Origin of the sequence: Paractinoplanes lichenicola (assembly GCF_016785085.1) — a bacterium.
GTDB lineage: Bacteria > Actinomycetota > Actinomycetes > Mycobacteriales > Micromonosporaceae > Actinoplanes > Actinoplanes lichenicola.
This window is the reverse complement of the sequence record NZ_JAENHO010000005.1, coordinates 551,548-567,617: the sequence shown is the minus strand read 5'-3', so window position 1 is coordinate 567,617 and position 16,070 is coordinate 551,548. Positions and strand designations below refer to the sequence as shown.

The 16,070-nt window shown below is 72.1% G+C and carries 15 protein-coding genes; 1 reads left to right on the top strand and 14 read right to left on the bottom strand.

Translation table 11 applies throughout. From position 1 onward, the window contains the following. Nucleotides 1–7 precede the first annotated feature (7 nt). The 6 genes from JKJ07_RS20095 to hisD are packed head-to-tail and all read right to left on the bottom strand — an operon-like array spanning nucleotide 8 to nucleotide 4,086. Entirely contained in the window at nucleotides 8–328 is a 321-nt protein-coding gene (locus JKJ07_RS20095; RefSeq protein ID WP_202993112.1) for a hypothetical protein, read from the bottom strand. 3 nt (nucleotides 329–331) lie between these two features. Beyond that, entirely contained in the window at nucleotides 332–946 is a 615-nt protein-coding gene (gene hisH, locus JKJ07_RS20090; protein ID WP_202993111.1) for an imidazole glycerol phosphate synthase subunit HisH, read from the bottom strand. After that, a complete protein-coding gene (locus JKJ07_RS20085) occupies nucleotides 946–1,092 on the bottom strand; it encodes a CG2302 family histidine operon protein (RefSeq protein ID WP_202993110.1) in 147 nt (48 codons plus the stop codon). The genes hisH and JKJ07_RS20085 overlap by 1 nt, the downstream gene beginning before the upstream one ends. Beyond that, entirely contained in the window at nucleotides 1,092–1,703 is a 612-nt protein-coding gene (gene hisB / locus JKJ07_RS20080; protein ID WP_202993109.1) for an imidazoleglycerol-phosphate dehydratase HisB, read from the bottom strand. Before hisB ends, JKJ07_RS20085 begins: the two co-directional genes overlap by 1 nt. After that, complete coding sequence (locus JKJ07_RS20075) at nucleotides 1,700–2,779, bottom strand: histidinol-phosphate transaminase (RefSeq protein WP_202993108.1); 1,080 nt, start codon at nucleotides 2,777–2,779, stop codon at nucleotides 1,700–1,702. The genes hisB and JKJ07_RS20075 overlap by 4 nt, the downstream gene beginning before the upstream one ends. Then, nucleotides 2,776–4,086, bottom strand: a complete 1,311-nt coding sequence (hisD, locus tag JKJ07_RS20070) for a histidinol dehydrogenase (RefSeq protein WP_202993107.1) — start codon at nucleotides 4,084–4,086, stop codon at nucleotides 2,776–2,778. The genes JKJ07_RS20075 and hisD overlap by 4 nt, the downstream gene beginning before the upstream one ends. A gap of 140 nt (nucleotides 4,087–4,226) precedes the next feature. On the opposite strand from hisD, the gene JKJ07_RS20065 reads away from it, so the two are divergent. After that, nucleotides 4,227–4,934, top strand: coding sequence for an LON peptidase substrate-binding domain-containing protein (locus tag JKJ07_RS20065; RefSeq protein ID WP_202993106.1), 708 nt, complete (start codon nucleotides 4,227–4,229; stop codon nucleotides 4,932–4,934). Between the two features lie 84 nt (nucleotides 4,935–5,018). Here the strand turns inward: JKJ07_RS20065 and JKJ07_RS20060 are convergent, their stop codons facing one another. The 8 genes from JKJ07_RS20060 to JKJ07_RS20025 all read right to left on the bottom strand — a co-directional run bounded on the left by JKJ07_RS20060 (nucleotide 5,019) and on the right by JKJ07_RS20025 (nucleotide 15,984). Next, nucleotides 5,019–5,900: a hypothetical protein gene (locus tag JKJ07_RS20060; RefSeq protein WP_202993105.1), complete on the bottom strand. Its 882-nt coding sequence runs from the start codon at nucleotides 5,898–5,900 to the stop codon at nucleotides 5,019–5,021. Nucleotides 5,901–5,955: 55 nt separating this feature from the next. After that, nucleotides 5,956–9,489: a DNA polymerase III subunit alpha gene (gene dnaE / locus JKJ07_RS20055; RefSeq protein WP_202993104.1), complete on the bottom strand. Its 3,534-nt coding sequence runs from the start codon at nucleotides 9,487–9,489 to the stop codon at nucleotides 5,956–5,958. Nucleotides 9,490–9,568: 79 nt separating this feature from the next. Next, entirely contained in the window at nucleotides 9,569–11,053 is a 1,485-nt protein-coding gene (locus JKJ07_RS20050; RefSeq protein WP_202993329.1) for a MinD/ParA family ATP-binding protein, read from the bottom strand. 143 nt (nucleotides 11,054–11,196) lie between these two features. Continuing rightward, a complete protein-coding gene (locus JKJ07_RS20045; RefSeq protein WP_202993103.1) occupies nucleotides 11,197–12,180 on the bottom strand; it encodes a hypothetical protein in 984 nt (327 codons plus the stop codon). Between the two features lie 19 nt (nucleotides 12,181–12,199). Next, complete coding sequence (locus JKJ07_RS20040) at nucleotides 12,200–13,084, bottom strand: RluA family pseudouridine synthase (protein ID WP_236029601.1); 885 nt, start codon at nucleotides 13,082–13,084, stop codon at nucleotides 12,200–12,202. Between the two features lie 41 nt (nucleotides 13,085–13,125). After that, on the bottom strand, nucleotides 13,126–13,743 hold the full coding sequence (lspA, locus tag JKJ07_RS20035) for a signal peptidase II (protein ID WP_202993101.1): 618 nt from the start codon (nucleotides 13,741–13,743) through the stop codon (nucleotides 13,126–13,128). Further along, complete coding sequence (locus JKJ07_RS20030; RefSeq protein ID WP_202993100.1) at nucleotides 13,716–14,150, bottom strand: TraR/DksA family transcriptional regulator; 435 nt, start codon at nucleotides 14,148–14,150, stop codon at nucleotides 13,716–13,718. Before JKJ07_RS20030 ends, lspA begins: the two co-directional genes overlap by 28 nt. 289 nt (nucleotides 14,151–14,439) lie before the next feature. After that, nucleotides 14,440–15,984, bottom strand: coding sequence for a potassium/proton antiporter (locus tag JKJ07_RS20025; RefSeq protein WP_202993099.1), 1,545 nt, complete (start codon nucleotides 15,982–15,984; stop codon nucleotides 14,440–14,442). Nucleotides 15,985–16,070 lie beyond the last annotated feature (86 nt).

The following is a 16,070-nucleotide window of genomic DNA, read 5'->3' as shown; positions in this document are numbered from 1 at the left end:
TCTCCTGTTATCCGGCCTTGCGGCCTAGTACGACAACCACGAGGGCCGGCGCGGCGAGGACGAGCACCGCGGTCAGCACGATCCGCAGCGACATCTCGGGCACGAAGAGCCAGACCGCGGCGACGGCCACCGCGGGCACGAGCACGATGCCGATCCGCTCGCCCCGGCCGCGGCGATGCAGCCGACCGGCGTTGCGGGTCTGCGGGGTCAGGCGCTTGACCAGCTGACGCCGCCGCTGCCGCCGCGCCACCTTGCGGGCGCGGGCGGCCTTCTCCTTCTCATGCACGGCGAGGCGTTCCTCGCGCCGCCGCGCGCGCTCCTTCGACATGTCCTAGAGACCGGCGACCCAGTTGCGCAGCAGCGCATAGCCGGCGTCGCCCGACTTCTCGGGGTGGAACTGGGCGGCGCTGAGCGGACCGAGCTCGACGGCCGCGGCGAACGGCCGGTCGTGGCTGGCCGTGGTCACCTTGGCTTCGTGCAGCGCATCAAGATCGTTGGCCGCGTACGAGTGGACGAAGTAGAACCTCGTGTCCTTGCCGACACCGCGCATCAAGATCGAATCGCCGGGCACGTCGACCGTGTTCCAGCCCATGTGCGGGATGCGCTCGGCCGACAGCTTGGCCACCACGCCGGGCAGCAGGCCCAGCCCCTTGGTCTCGACGCCGTGCTCGACCCCGGCCTCGAAGAGGATCTGCATGCCCACGCAGATGCCCAGCACCGGACGGCCCGCGGCGACCCGGGCCGCGATCATCGGGCCCGCGTCGATCTCCTCGATGCCGGCCATGCACGCCGCATAGGCCCCGACACCCGGCACGACCAGCCCGTCGGCCTCGGCGGCGGCGGTCAGGTCGCTGGTCACGGTGACGTCCACCCCGGTACGGGCGACGGCCCGCTCGGCCGAGCGCAGATTGCCCGAGCCGTAGTCGAGCACCACCACGCTCGTCATCAGACCGACCACAGGATGCCGCCGGCCGTGGCCACGGCGGCGAGCACCCCGACCAGGCCGATGCTGAACTTCGTGGCGCCCGAGCGGACCAGCTGGATCACGCCGCCGACGAGGAAGCCCGCGATCAGGAACAGCACGATCGCCATCACAGCACGCCCTTGGTCGACGGCAGCTGGCCGGCGTTGCGCGGGTCGATCTCGACGGCCTGCCGCAGCGCCCGCGAGAACGCCTTGAACTGGGTCTCGACGACGTGGTGAGCATCCGGCTTGCCGCCGTCGCGGGCCGCGCGGAGCACGCTGACGTGCAGCGTGAGCTTGGCCGCGTGGCCGAACGACTCGAAGATGTGCCGGGTCATGCTGGTCGGATAGACCGGGCCGATATACGGCGCCAATTCGGGCTCGTCGTGCACGATGTACGGCCGGCCGGACAGGTCGACGGCGGCCCGCACGAGCACCTCGTCCATCGGGATGGTGGCCGAGCCGTAGCGCCGGATGCCGGCCTTGTCGCCGAGCGCGCGCGAGAAGGCCTCGCCCAGGGTGATGGCCGTGTCTTCCATCGTGTGGTGCGCGTCGATCTCGAGGTCGCCCTCGGTGCGCACCGTGAGGTCGAAGCCGCCGTGCCGGGCGAGCTGGTTGAGCATGTGGTCGTAGAAGCCGACGCCGGTGCTCAGGTCGCTCTTGCCGGTGCCGTCGAGGTCGATCTCGACGAGCACCTTGGTCTCGTTGGTGACGCGCTCGATGCGCGCGGTGCGGCTCACTTCAAGGCCTCCAAGCTGAGCTTGTTTAAGAACGTGTCGGTCTCAGCCGGGGTTCCCGCGGTCACACGCAGCCAGCCGGGCAGGCCGACGTCGCGGATGAGCACACCGCGGTCGAGCAGGCGCTGCCAAGCGATTTTCTGATCGCCGCCGACCTCGAACAGCACGAAATTGGCGTCGCTGTCGGCCACCTTCATGCCGCGGTCGCGGAGCGTGGTGACGATGCGGTCACGCTGCTCCTTGATCGCCTCGACGGTGGCCAGCAGCGCGTCACGCTGGGCCAGGGCGGCCCGCGCGGCGGCTTGCGTGAGGGCGGACAGGTGATAGGGCAGCCGCACCAGCTGCACGGCGTCGACCACGGCGGGATCGGCGGCCAGATAACCCAGGCGGCCACCGGCGAAGCCGAACGCCTTGCTCATCGTGCGGGTGACGACCAGACGCGGGTGGCCGGGCAGCACGGTCAGCGCGCTCGGCACGCCGGGGCGGGCGAACTCCGCATACGCCTCGTCGACGACGACCATGCCCCGGGCCGCCTCGAGCACGGCCGCGACCACCTCGGGGTCGAGCGCCGTGCCGGTCGGGTTGTTCGGCGAGCACAGGAAGATCAGATCGGGGTCGTGCTCCTCGATCTGGGCCAGCGCGGCCGCCGGGGTCAGCCCGAAGTCGGGGTCGCGCAGCGCGCCCACCCAGCGGCTGCCCGTGCCCTGGGCCAGCAGCGGATGCATCGAATACGACGGGCCGAAGCCCAGCGCCGTGCGGCCGGGACCGGCGAACGCCTGCAGCAGCTGCTGCTGGATCTCGTTGGAGCCGTTCGCCGCCCACGTGTTGGCCCCGGTCAGGCCGTGCCCGAGATAGCCGGCGAGGTCGGCCCGCAGCGCCACGGCGTCGCGGTCGGGATAGCGGTTGAGCTCGCGCAGCTCGGCCTGCACGGCCTTGGCGATCGCGTCGACCACCGGGTCGGGCAGCGGATACGAGTTTTCGTTCGTGTTGAGCCGGACCGCGACGTCGAGCTGCGGGGCCCCGTACGGGGTCTTGCCTCTCAGATCGTCGCGGATCGGCAGGTCGTCGATGGTGGTCACGACTCGAACCTCGCCCTCACCGCGTCGCCGTGCGCGGGCAGGTCCTCCGCGTTGGCCAGGGCGACCACGTGACCGGCGACGTCGCGCAGCGCGTCCTCGGTGTATTCGACGACGTGCACGCCGCGCAGGAACGACTGCACCGAGAGGCCGGACGAGTGGCGCGCGCAGCCACCGGTGGGCAGCACGTGGTTGGAGCCGGCCGCGTAGTCGCCCAGCGACACCGGCGACCACGCCCCGACGAAGATCGCGCCGGCGTTGCGGACCCGCAGCGCCCACTCGCGGGCGTCACGCGTCTGGATCTCGAGGTGCTCCGCCGCGTAGGCGTCGACGACCCGCAGGCCCTGCTCGAGATCGTCGACCAGCACGACGCCGGACTGCTCGCCGGAGAGCGCGGTCTGCACCCGGGCGGCGTGCTTCGTGCTCGTGACCTGGCGCACGAGCTCGGTGTCGACCGCCGCGGCCAGCGCCTCGGAGTCGGTGACCAGCACGCTCGCGGCCAGCGGGTCGTGCTCGGCCTGGCTGATCAGGTCGGCCGCGAGGTGCCGCGGGTCGGCCGTGTCGTCGGCCAGGATCGCGATCTCGGTCGGGCCGGCCTCGGCGTCGATGCCGACCCAGCCCCGCAGCAGGCGCTTGGCCGCGGTGACCCAGATGTTGCCCGGGCCGGTGATCACGTCGACCGGCTCGCAGCGGTCGCCCTCGTCGGCGCCCTCGGAGCCGTAGCCGAGCATGGCGATCGCCTGGGCCCCGCCGACCGCGTAGACCTCCGTCACGCCGAGCAGCGCGCACGCCGCCAGCACCCGGGCGTCGGGCAGGCCGTTGTTCTCCTTCTGCGGCGGGCTGGCCACCACCAGCGAGTCGACCCCGGCCACCTGCGCGGGCACCACGTTCATGACCACGGTGGACGGATAGACGGCGAGGCCACCGGGCACGTAGAGCCCGACCCGGCGCACCGGGATCCAGCGCTCGGTGACCGTGCCGCCGTCGACGACCTGGGTGGTCACGTCGCTGCGGCGCTGGTCGGCGTGCACCTTGCGGGCGCGTTCGATGACCACTTCCAAAGCGGCCCGTACGTCCGGTTCGAGCGTCTCGGCCGCGGCGGCGATCGCGGCCGCGGGCACCCGGAGCCGGTCGAGCGTCACACCGTCGAACTGCTGGGTGGCGTCGCGGATCGCAGAGAAGCCATGCTGATGGACCGCCTCGACGACCGGGCGAATCTGCTCGACGGCCACGGAGACGTCGAGCTGGGCACGGGGCAGCAGGCCTCGCGGGTCCCGGGAGGAGCCGCGCAGGTCGATCCGATTCAGCACGCCGCCAATTCTAGGCGGAGGCCCCGACAGAACCGGCGTCGCCGCAGGCCGGCCCGAGGCGTGGGATGAGGAACACCACCCGGCGTGGTGACGCGGACGCGACGGGTTGACCATGAGGGGCCGACCGATAGGCTGAACCCGTGAGCAATCGGTTGCCGGTGTTCCCGCTGGGTACGGTGCTCTTCCCCGGCCTGGTGCTGCCCCTGCACATCTTCGAGGAGCGCTATCGCACGCTCGTGCGCGAGCTGGTGGCCAGCCCCGAGGACGGCCCGCACGAGTTCGGGGTGGTCACGTTGCGCCGCGGGGCCGAGGCGCCCGCGCCCGAAGGGGCCGACGGCCCGGCACCCGAGGCGGCCCCGATCGTGGTCGACGACCTCTACCCGACCGGCTGCACGGCCGAGTTGCGGCAGGTCACCGAGCTCGACGACGGCCGCTACGACATCATCACGGTCGGCCGGCGGCGGTTCACGCTCAAGGACGTGCGCCAGGGTGACGAGCCTTACCTGACGGCCGACGTCGAGTGGCTGCCCGACGAGTCGCCCGACGACCTGGCCGAGCTGCTGGCGCCGCGGGCCCTGGCCGCCTTCCGGGGCTATCTGGAGCTGCTGCGCCCCGACTCCGAGGTGCTCGACGCCGTCCCCGGCGACGCGACCGTGCTCTCCCACCTGATCGCGGCGACGGCCCAGCTCACCACCGACGAGCGCCAGCTGCTGCTCTCGGCGCCCGACACGGCGACCCGGCTGCGCACCGAGCTCAAGCTGCTCAACCGCGAGGCGGGCCTGCTGGCCCGGGTGCGGGCGGTGCCGGTGCCGCTGAGCGACCTGGCCCGCCCGGCCAGCCCCAACTAGCCGGCTCGTCTTCCCGCCCGACCGCGATCCGGCCCGCCCGGCACCCACGCGGCGCGCCCGGTCTAGCCGAGCCGCGATCCGGCGCTACCCGCGCGGCTCGGCCGGCCGCTCGGCGTGCGGATAGCCGTCGCCCGGGTCGCCGCCAGGAGGGTAAGGGCCGCCCCCGTTCGGGTCGGGATAACCGGAGGGCTCGTAGCCGGCGTCGGGATTGTTGGGGCCGTAGCCCGGCTTGGCGCCCGGCTGGTCGAGGTCGGGGTCGTTGGACCAGCCGGCCATCAGCGTCAGCACCACCGCCGCGGCGAAGGCGGGCACCAGCGTCGGGCCGAGCGAGTGCACCTCGGGCGGCGCCATGTAGGTCGCGCCCTGCTGCGCCGTCTCGATCCAGCTCTCGTAGTCGGCGCGGCCCATCAGCTCGCCCACCCGCGGGGCCACCAGCCAGCCCGCCCCGAGCGTGCCCAGCACGACGCTGAGCAGCAGGAACGGGCCGCGGTCGCGGCGCAGCACGAACCACGCGAGAAGCGCCACGAGCAGGCCGAAACCGAGGCCGAGCAGCGTGAACCAGCCGTCCGCGGCGACGAACTCCTCCGGCGACGGGTCGTTGATCACGACCCCGCCCTGGCCGGCGTCGATCACCGGCACCGAGGGGGCCAGCGCGCGCCAGAGCAGGCCCAGCGGCCCGCCCAGCACGACGATCACCAGGAAGCTGACGACGGCGACGGCGAGCGTGCGCTTCCAGGGCCGGTGCGACGACATCCCCATGTTCCACGCCCGGCCGAAGCGACCCCGCTGCTCCCCCGGCCCCGACGGATGGGCGAGCCCATAGCCCCCATGATCCGCCCCGCCGTAACCGGGTGCGCCGCTCTCCGGCTCGCCGTAACCGCCGTCGGGCGTGCCATAACCCACGGCGCCGGCCGCCTCCGGGCGCTCGCCGGGCTGATGCGGCGCCGGTTCCTGACTCGCGTTCACCCTACGATCCTGCCAGGTGTCGCGCGCCGCCGTGCGCCGTGCTCGGTCACGAGCGTCAGCCCACCGCGGACGGGCCGAGGATCATCTTGAGGTCGGCCCGCAGCGCCGGGGTCGGCGCGACCCGCACCGCGCCCAGCCGCAGCACCGTCGTGCGGCTGCCGTTCTGCAGGTGGACGTGCACCTCGGAGTCGCCCGGGTGGCTGGTCAGGATCTCCTTCAGCTCCGAGACCAGCGGCGGCGTGCACCGGGTGATCGGCATGGTCAGCGTGACCGGCTTGCTGTCGGGGTTGGTGCTGATGTCGGGCAGCGACATGTCCATCGCCATGATGCGCGGGGTGTCGTCGCGCCGGTCGACCCGGCCCTTGACCACCACGATCGCGTCCTCGGCGATGAACTGGCCGATCACCTCGTACGTGTTCGGGAAGAACAGCGCCTCGACGCCGCCGGCCAGGTCTTCCAGGGTGGCCGAGGCCCAGGCGCGGCCCTGCTTGGTGATGCGGCGCTGCACACCGGTGAGGATGCCGGCCAGCGTGACGACCTGGCCGTCGGGGACCGAGCCCTCCTCGTTGAGCGCGGCGATCGTCGTGTCGGCCGCGTTGTGCAGCAGCTGCTCGAGACCGGCCAGCGGGTGGTCGCTGACGTAGAGGCCGAGCATCTCGCGCTCGAACGCCAGCTTGTCGCGCTTGTCCCACTCGGAGTCGCCGATCGGGGGCATGGCCACCGTGGCCGCGCTGCCGCCCTCGGTGTCGCCGAACGCCCCGAACAGGTCGAACTGGCCGGCCGCCTCGTTGCGCTTGACGTCCGCGTACGCGTCGATGGCCTCGGCGTGCACGGCGAGCAGGCCCTTGCGGCTGTGGCCCATCGAGTCGAACGCGCCCGCCTTGATCAGGGATTCAATCGTCTTCTTGTTGCAGGCGACGGCGTCCACCTTGGACAAGAAGTCGTAGAAGTCCTGATATTCGCCCTTCTCGGTGCGGCAGCGGGCGATCGCCTCGACGACGTTGTTGCCGACGTTGCGCACCGCGGCCAGGCCGAACCGGATGTCCTTGCCGACCGGGGTGAACGGGCCCGCCGACTGGTTGACGTCGGGCGGGAGGACCTGGATGCCCATGCGCCGGCACTCGGCCAGATACATCGCCATCTTGTCCTTGTCGTCGCCGACGCTGGTCAGCAGACCACCCATGTATTCGGCCGGGTAGTGCGCCTTGAGATAGGCCGTCCAGTAGGAGACCAGCCCGTACGCCGCGGAGTGGGCCTTGTTGAACGCGTAGCCCGCGAAGGGGACCAGCACGTCCCACACCGCCTGGATCGCCTCGTCGGAGTAGCCGTGCTCGCGGCAGCCGTCGCGGAACGGGATGAACTCCTTGTCGAGGATCTCCTTCTTCTTCTTACCCATGGCCCGGCGCAGCAGGTCGGCCTGGCCCAGGCTGTAGCCGGCGAGGATCTGCGCGGCGCGCTGCACCTGCTCCTGATAGACGATCAGCCCGTACGTCGGTTCGAGGATCTCGCGCAGCGGCTCCTCGAGCTGCGGGTGGATCGGCGTGATCTCCTGCAGCTTGTTCTTGCGGAGCGCGTAGTTGGTGTGCGACTCGACGCCCATCGGGCCCGGGCGATACAGCGCCAGGACGGCCGAGATGTCCTCGAAGTTGTCGGGCTTCATCAGGCGCAGCAGCGAGCGCATCGGCCCGCCGTCGAGCTGGAAGACGCCGAGGGTGTCGCCCCGGGCCAGCAACTCGTACGCCGGTTTGTCGTCGAGCGGCAGCGCCAGCAGGTCGAGGTCGAGGTCGTGGTTGAGCTTGATGTTCTTGACCGCGTCGTCGAGGATCGTCAGGTTGCGCAGGCCCAGGAAGTCCATCTTGAGCAGGCCGAGCGTCTCGCACGTCGGGTAGTCGAACTGCGTGATGATGACGCCGTCGGAGGCGCGCCGCATCAGCGGGATGTGGTCGATGATCGGCTCGGCCGACATGATGACGCCGGCGGCGTGCACACCGGTCTGCCGGATCAGGCCCTCGATGCCGCGCGCGGTGTCGATCACCTTTTTGACGTCGGGATCGGTCTCGTAGAGCGTGCGGACCTCGCCGGCCTCGCTGTAGCGCTTGTGCTCCTTGTCGAAGATGCCCGACAGCGGGATGCCCTTGCCCATGACGTCGGGCGGCAGCGCCTTGGTGATCCGGTCGCCGACCGCGAACGGATAGCCCAGCACGCGGGCCGAGTCCTTGATCGCGGCCTTGGCCTTGATCGTGCCGAAGGTGGCGATCTGGGCGACCTTGTCGTCGCCCCAGCGGTCGGTCACGTATTTGATGACCTCGCCCCGGCGGCGCTCGTCGAAGTCGATGTCGACATCGGGCATCGAGATGCGCTCGGGGTTGAGGAACCGCTCGAAGATCAGGCCGTGCGGCAGCGGGTCGAGGTCGGTGATGCCCATCGCGTACGCGATCAGGGAGCCCGCCGCCGAGCCACGGCCCGGGCCGACCGCGATGCCGTTGCGCTTGGACCACTGGATGAAGTCGGCGACCACGAGGAAGTAGGCCGGGAAGCCCATCGAGATGATCACGCCGAGCTCGTATTCCGCCTGCTTGACGTGCGTCTCGGGGATGCCGCCGGGGAACCGGTTGCGCAGGCCCTCGAACGCGACGTGGCGGAAGTACTCCTCCTCGGTGTAGCCCTCGGGGATCGGGAACCGGGGCATCAGGTTCTTGAAGGTGAACATCCCCTCGGTGTCCACCTTCTCGGCCACCAGCAGCGTGTTGCGGCAGCCCTCCTGCCAGGCCTCGGACGAGTCGACCGCGCGCATCTGGTCGGCCGACTTCACGAAGTAGCCCGCGCCGTCGAAGCGGAACCTGTTCGGGTCGGCCACGTTGCTGCCGGTCTGCACGCACAGCAGCACGTCGTGGGCGGAGGCCTGCGCCTCGTGCGTGTAGTGCGAGTCGTTGGTGACCAGCGGCGGGATGCCGAGCTTGTGGCCGATCTCGAGCAGGCCGTCGCGGACCCGCTTCTCGATGGACAGGCCGTGGTCCATGATCTCGAGGAAGTAGTTGTCCTTGCCCAGGGCTTCCTGATAGCGCGCGGCGGACTTGAGCGCCTCGTCGAACTGGCCGAGCCGCAGGCGGGTCTGCACGGCGCCGGACGGGCAGCCGGTGGTGCCCATGATGCCCTCGGCGTGCTCGGCGATGATGTCGAAGTCCATGCGCGGGTATTTGCCGAGCTGGCCCTCGATCGAGGCGCGCGAGTTGAGGCGGAACAGGTTTTTCAGGCCGACGGCGTTGCGCGCCCACATGGTCATGTGCGTGTAGGCGCCGTTGCCCGAGACGTCGTCGCTCTTCTGCTCGGGGCGGCCCCACTTGACGCGGCTCTTGTTGTCGCGCGAGTCGGGCGCCACGTAGGCCTCGACGCCGATCACCGGGATGACCTCGGCCGCCTTGGCCTGGGTGTAGAAGTCGTAGGCGCCGTGCATGTTGCCGTGGTCGGTGATGGCCGCGGCCGGCATGCCCAGCCGTCTCGCCTCGGCCAGCAGTTCCTTGACCCGGGCAGCCCCGTCGAGCATCGAATACTCGGTGTGCACGTGGAGATGCACGAACGAGTCAGACACTCCGGGCCCCCTTAAGTTGTGTGACGACCCGAGCGACTCTAGTCGGCCCCACCGACAATCCGGGAGCCCACGCGCGGGGCTACTCCGCGAATGGCTCGATCATCACAGAGGCCGCCTTGAGCCACGCCGTACGCGTCTCCTGCTGAAGATCCCCGTACTCGATCGAGGAGCCGACCTCGAGCGCCTGGTCGTAGGGCACGATCGCGACCGCGCGGGTGCGGGTGGCGAAGTGCTTGGCGAAGTCGTTGAGCAGCGGCAGCGGCCCCGGCGAGGGGCACGAGATCAGCGTCACGGCGTTGGAGACGAGGTCGCCCATGCCGCTGTCGTCGAGCACGTCGAGCATCCAGTCGGCGGTGAACGCGGCGTCCTCGCGGGGCACCGTGGTGATCACCAGCTGGTCGGCCTGGCGCATGACGGTCTGCCAGTTGACGCTCTCGACGTTGTTGCCGGTGTCGACGCAGATCACGTCGTGGGTGCGGCGCAGCAGATCCATCACCCGGCGCACGGTGGCCTGGTCGAGCCGGGCCGCGAACCGCGGATTCTCCTCGCCCGCGAGCACGTCGTAGGACCCGTCGGAGGCGTGCCGCAGATAGCCGTCGAGCTCCTGCAGCAGGCCGTCGCCGTGCAGATTCTCGATCTGCATCAGGTCGGCCAGCAGGTGCTTGATCGTGCGGGCGTGCCGGGCGCTGCCGGCCCGCAGGCCGAGGGTGCCGCGCAACTCGTTGTCGTCCCACGCGAGCACGCCGCGGCCGCGGACGCTGCCGATGGTGGCCGCGGCCAGCACGGTCGCGGTGGTCTTGTGCACGCCGCCCTTGGGGTTGGCGAACGCCAGCACGCGGGGCTTGCCGAGCTTGCGGCGCATCACCGAGATCGCGCGCTCGAGCTCGTCGTCGGTGCGGCCCTGGCGCCACTCGATGCGCGCCGGGGCGGGCGAGGTGGGCTGCGGGGCGACCGGCGGCGGCTGCACCGGCATCATGGGCGGGGGCGCGGCGGGCATGACCGGCTGTTGCAGGGGCCGCACGGGCGGCGGCTGCACGGGCATCACCGGGGCCGCGGCCGAGGCCCGCACCTGCGGATAGTCACGGCCGGGAGGCGGGGCCGCGGGCGGGCGCGACGACGGGCTGAAGAAGCTGTGCGGCTCCTCGACCGGTGGCGGGGCCGGGGCGGCGGGCGGCGGGGGCGCGGCGCGACGGCCGCCGCCGTTCGGCTCGGGTTGCCGGCCCTGCCAGCGCGGGTCGAGCGGGTTGATCGGCCGCTGCGGCATCTGCCGCTGCTCGGGCTGCGGCGCGGGCTCGGGCTGCTGCGGCTGCTCGTAGCGACCGCCGCCGTACTGCCCGCGGGCCTCGAGCGGGTTGACCGGGCGGCGGGTCGGCAGCGGCTGCCCGTACTGCTGGGCGGGCGGCTGCTGGCCCGGCGGGGCCTCGCGCTCCGGCTCCGGCTGCTCCTCGGCCTGGCGGGAACCGTGCCGGGCGCGGTCGAGCAGCGCCCGCCATCGCGGGGCTGGTTCCGCAGGCCGGCCCCAGCCGGTCTCGGTCCCGTCCACGGCTCGTCCTCCCTGCACAATGCTTTCGGTGATGCCCACGCCCGGGCCCTCGCCCCTGACAGGCTACGGAGCCAACCCCGTTCGGGCCACTGCCTGTTCGGAAGATCCGAAGCCGTCTTCGGCCACCTCACCGGCGGCCGAAGGAACTAACGTCCGGGCGGGGTTCAAGGTGCTGCCGAACGACTGGTCGCATCGTGAGCAGGAGTCGCGTCCGAGGCAGAGGGTACGGCAGAACGCTCCTCGGTGGCCGGGGTGGAAGGAGTGCTCGTGCGTCCGGCGACGCTCGATGAGGCAGATGTCACAGGCGCCCCGGGCGACGACACTATCGGCGCGGACGGGCGCGAGGCAATGCCCGGAGTCCCCATTGGCACAGCGGGCGAACGGGACGGTTCGGGCGGCACCGTGCCGTTCTGCTCGGGCTGCGGCGGCCGGAACTCCGTCCGGTCCAGGCTCCTGACCTCGGGGGCCGGGTCGACGGCGCGCACGCCGGGCCGATCGGCCAGCTCCCGCAGCGCCGACGGCGCCGCGCGCACCACGGCCGCGAAGACGCAGGAACAGCCCGACCGGTACGCCGAGGCCTCCTGGGCCGCCGTCCGGGCCGCCGTCGCGTACGCCCGCCGGGCCCGCTGCTGATTGTCGTCGTCGCCGGTCAGGCGCCGGGCCAGCTGCTCGTACTCGGCGTGCTCACGATCGCGGGCCAGGGCCGTGTCGAGCATCCCCGACATCACGTCGGCGGGCAGCCGATAGACCGGGATGCGGACCACCGGCGTGTGCGTCTCGGGCAGCGGCACCCGGGCGTACACCTGGGCCACCGCCGTGCCCGCGAGCAGGCCCGGCAGCAGCCCGGGTCCGAGATAGCCGTCCAGGCTGACCAGGGCCCACGTCTCGCCCGCGGCGGGCGCCGACGGGTCGGTCAGGGCGGCCAGCTCGCCGCGGGTCGCGTCGAGATAGCCGGGCACCGACTGCCCCTGGACGACCCCGACGCGGACCACGTCGCTGCGGTCCTCCGGCGGCACGACGTCGCGCCGGCTGACCCAGATCAGGCCGAGCAGCAGCACCCCGGCCGAGACGGCCGCGACCGTGGCGACCATGCGCACCGCGGGGGCGCCGCCCAGGATCGGCCCCCGTACTCGTTCCGCGGGCGCCACCGGTGACCGCTTCCCCTGATCAGCTCGCGTCCTGCAGCAGCGCCAGCGCGTGCTTCAGGTCGTCGGGGTAGTCGCTGACGAAGCGCACCTCGTCATGCGTGCGCGGGTGCAGGAACGACAGCTCGCGGGCGTGCAGCCACTGGCGGGACAGCCCCAGCCGGGCCGCCAGCGTCGGGTCGGCGCCGTACTGCTGGTCGCCGACGCACGGGTGCCGCAGCGCCGAGAAGTGCACCCGGATCTGGTGGGTGCGGCCGGTCTCGAGCTTGACGTCGACCAGGCTGGCCGAGCGGAACGCCTCGACCGTGTCGTAGTGGGTGACGCTCGGCTTGCCCGTCGACATCACCGCGAACTTGTAGTCGGCGGTCGGGTGCCGGTCGATCGGCGCGTCGATCGTGCCCCGCAGCGGGTCGAGGTGGCCCTGCACGACCGCGTGGTAGCGCTTGTCGACCTCGCGCTCCTTGAAGGCCCGCTTGAGCGCGCTGTACGCCACCTCGCTCTTGGCCACGACCATGATGCCGGTGGTGCCGACGTCGAGCCGGTGCACCACGCCCTGGCGCTCGGCGGCGCCGGTGGTCGCCACGTTCTGCCCCATCGCGGCCAGCCCGCCCACCACGGTCGGGCCGGTCCAGCCCGGGCTCGGGTGCGCGGCCACGCCGACCGGCTTGTTCACCACCACGATGTCGTCGTCGCTGTAGATCACCTGGAGGCCGTGCACCGGCTCGGCCACCAGCGCGGGGGCCGCCGCCGGGGCGGGCAGCGTGACCTCGAGCCAGGCGCCCGCCGAGACCTTGTCGGACTTGGGCCGCGGGATGCCGTCGACCAGCGCGTCGCCCGACTCGACCAGGGTCGCGGCGGCCGTGCGGGACAGCCCGAACAGCCGGCTCACGGCCTGGTCGAGACGCATGCCGTCGAGCCCGTCGGGCACCGGGAGGGACCGCTGCGAGCTCACTTGGCCTCGTCCTTCTTCTTCCGCACGGAGACGCGGCTGCCGTCGCGCTGCCGGCCGGTCAGCTCGAGCACCACGGCGAGCACGACGCCGACGCTGAGGCAGCTGTCCGCGATGTTGAACACGGCGAAATACTCCGCGTACGGCCCGAACAGGCTGATCATGTCGACCACGTGCCCGTGCAGCGGGCCGGGGGCGCGGAACAGCCGGTCGCCGAGGTTGCCCAGCGCGCCGCCGAGCACCAGGCCGAGCGCGACCGCCCAGGGCACCGAGCGCAGCCGGGTCGCCATGTAGCCGATCCAGCTGACCACGATGAGGGTCACCACGGGGAAGACCCACGTGTAGTCGCTGCCGAAGCTGAAGGCGGCCCCGGCGTTGCGCAGATACGACAGATAGATGAGGCCACCGAGAATGCGGACCGGGCTCCCCTCGTCCAGATTCTCGGTGGTGAGCCACTTGGTCCACTGGTCGATGGCCACCGCGATCACCGCGGTGACGCCCAGCACCGCCACAGCACGGCCGCTGAACCGGGGCCTCGGCTCCGGCGCCGGCTCGTCCACCGTGGGGGCTGCCGCCTGGTCGTCCGCGTTCAGCGTCGTTCCTCCAGCTGCTTGCATGACACACAGAGGGTCGCGGACGGGAACGCCGCCAGTCGCTCGACCGGGATCGCGTTGCCGCATCGCTCGCACCAACCGTAGTTGCCCTCGCCGAGCCGGTCGATGGCGCGTTCCACCTGTGTGATGCGCTCCAGCAGATTGTTCGCCAGGGTGATCTCCTGCTCACGCTCGAACGTCTTGGTGCCCGTGTCGGCCTGGTCGTCGCCGGCCGAGTCGTCGAGCCGGCCGCGCTGCAGCTCGGTGATCTCGGTGAGCGAGGTGTCGTACTCGGCCTGCAGCTCGTCACGCCGCTCGACCAGGGCGACCCGGATCTTCTCGGTCTCGGCGGCGCTGCGGGTCTTGCGGGCGGCGCCCGTCTGCCCGGTCTTGCTGCTCGCGGCCGCTTTGGTGCCGGTTGCCTTGGCCATCGTCGCTCCCTCAGCCGCGAGCCCCGCGGCGATCAGCGTCCCTTGAGCCGGTGACGTCCCCCTGGCGTCCGCCGGCTTTTCCTTCTTCGTTTCTGCCCACCCGGCGACCGGCTCACGCCCGATCCCGCGCGCCGCGCAGTAGATCTTGCCCCACCTGCACAAACGGCGCGGCCGAACGACCAGCCGCGCACTCTTCGAGGGTGGCAAGGATACGGAACGTATACCGCACCGACAACAGCCCGTACCGGATCATGCCCCGCAATCGGCATGAAACGCCGCGAAAGACGGGTCACATACCCGACGCGGGATGCTCGCCGCCCTCCTCGCCGAACCAGCGGGCCAGCCGGCCCCGGCGGCTCACCGCCCGCAGGCGCCGCTCGGCCACATCCCGTACGGCCGCGGTGGCCACGATCAGCAGGGCGTCACCGGTGCGCAGCCGGGTGTCCGGGCCCGGCACGAAACCGGCCCCGGCCCGCACCACCAGAGTCACCGAGGCACCCTCGGGCAGGCGCAGCTCGTCGATGTGGACGCCGGCCAGCCGGGAGCCCTCGGCCACGTCCAGCTGCAGCAGGTCGGCGTTCATCCGCTCCAGCGGCGCGGTCTCGATCCGCACCTCGGCCGCCTCGCCGGGGGCGGTCACGCCCAGCCGGCGGGCGGCCGGGCCCAGGGTGCTCGCCTGCAGCAGCGTGAAGATGATGACCAGCACGAACACGGCGTCGAAGAGGCCCCGCGCCCCCGGCGTGCCGGCCGAGAGCGGGATCGTGGCCAGCACGATCGGCACCGCGCCGCGCAGCCCCGCCCACGACAGGAACGCGCTCCCCCGCCAGCCGACCCGGTTGCCGGGCCGCCGCGGGCCGCGTACCGGGCGGGCCAGCACGGCCGAGATCACCACCGACAGCGGGCGGGCCAGCAGCACCAGGGCCACCCCGGCCACCAGCGCCGGGCCCAGCGCCTCGTCGAGCCGGCTGGGCGAGCTGAGCAGCCCCAGCAGCACGAACAGGCCGATCTGGGCGACCCAGGCCAGGCCGTCGGCGAACCCGAGGATGGCCCGGCGGTGCGGGACGCGGCCGTTGCCCAGCACCACGCCGGCCACATAGACGGCGAGGAACCCGGAGGCGTGGGCGACGGCCCCGGCGGCGTACGCGAGAACCGTGAGACCCACCGCCGCGATCGGATAGAGGCCCGCCGACGGCAGGGCCGCGTTGCGCAGCAGCCACCGCCCGGCCGCGCCGACCGCGAACCCGACGGCCGCGCCGGCCAGCAGCTCGTAGGTGACGATGCCGAGCTCGTACCACCACGGGTGCATCTCGGAGACGTCCGCGCTGAGCAGCACGACCAGCAGCACCACGGGGGCGTCGTTCATGCCGGACTCGGCCTCGAGCGTCGCCACCAGGCGCGGGGGCAGCCGCAGCCGGCGCAGGGTGGCGAAGACCGCGGCGGCGTCGGTCGAGGACAGCACGGCGCCGTAGAGCAGGGCCAGCTGCCAGGGCAGGGCGAGGATCACGTGAACGGCCAGGCCGACCACCGCGATGCTGACCGCCACCCCCACCGTGGCCAGCGAGGCGGACAGGCCCAGCACCGGCCGCAGCGTGCTCCAGCGCGCGGTCAGGCCGCCCTCGGCGATGATCACGATGAGCGCGCAGAAGCCCAGCGAGCGGGTGAGCTCGACGTCGTCGAAGCGGATGCCCAGGCCACCCTCGCCGATCACCATCCCGATCGCGAGATAGACCAGCAGGCTGGGCAGGCCGAGCCGGGTCGACACGCGGACGGCGGCCACCGCCACCAGGAGGACACCGGCGCCGATCAGCAGCGCGAAGTCCAGCCCACCGGTCACCGGCCGGCCGGACCGTCCCGCAGCGCGGTCAGGCTGTTCTCGTCGGGCGGGGGCACGCGGCGCTTGACCATGCCTCATTGTGCCGA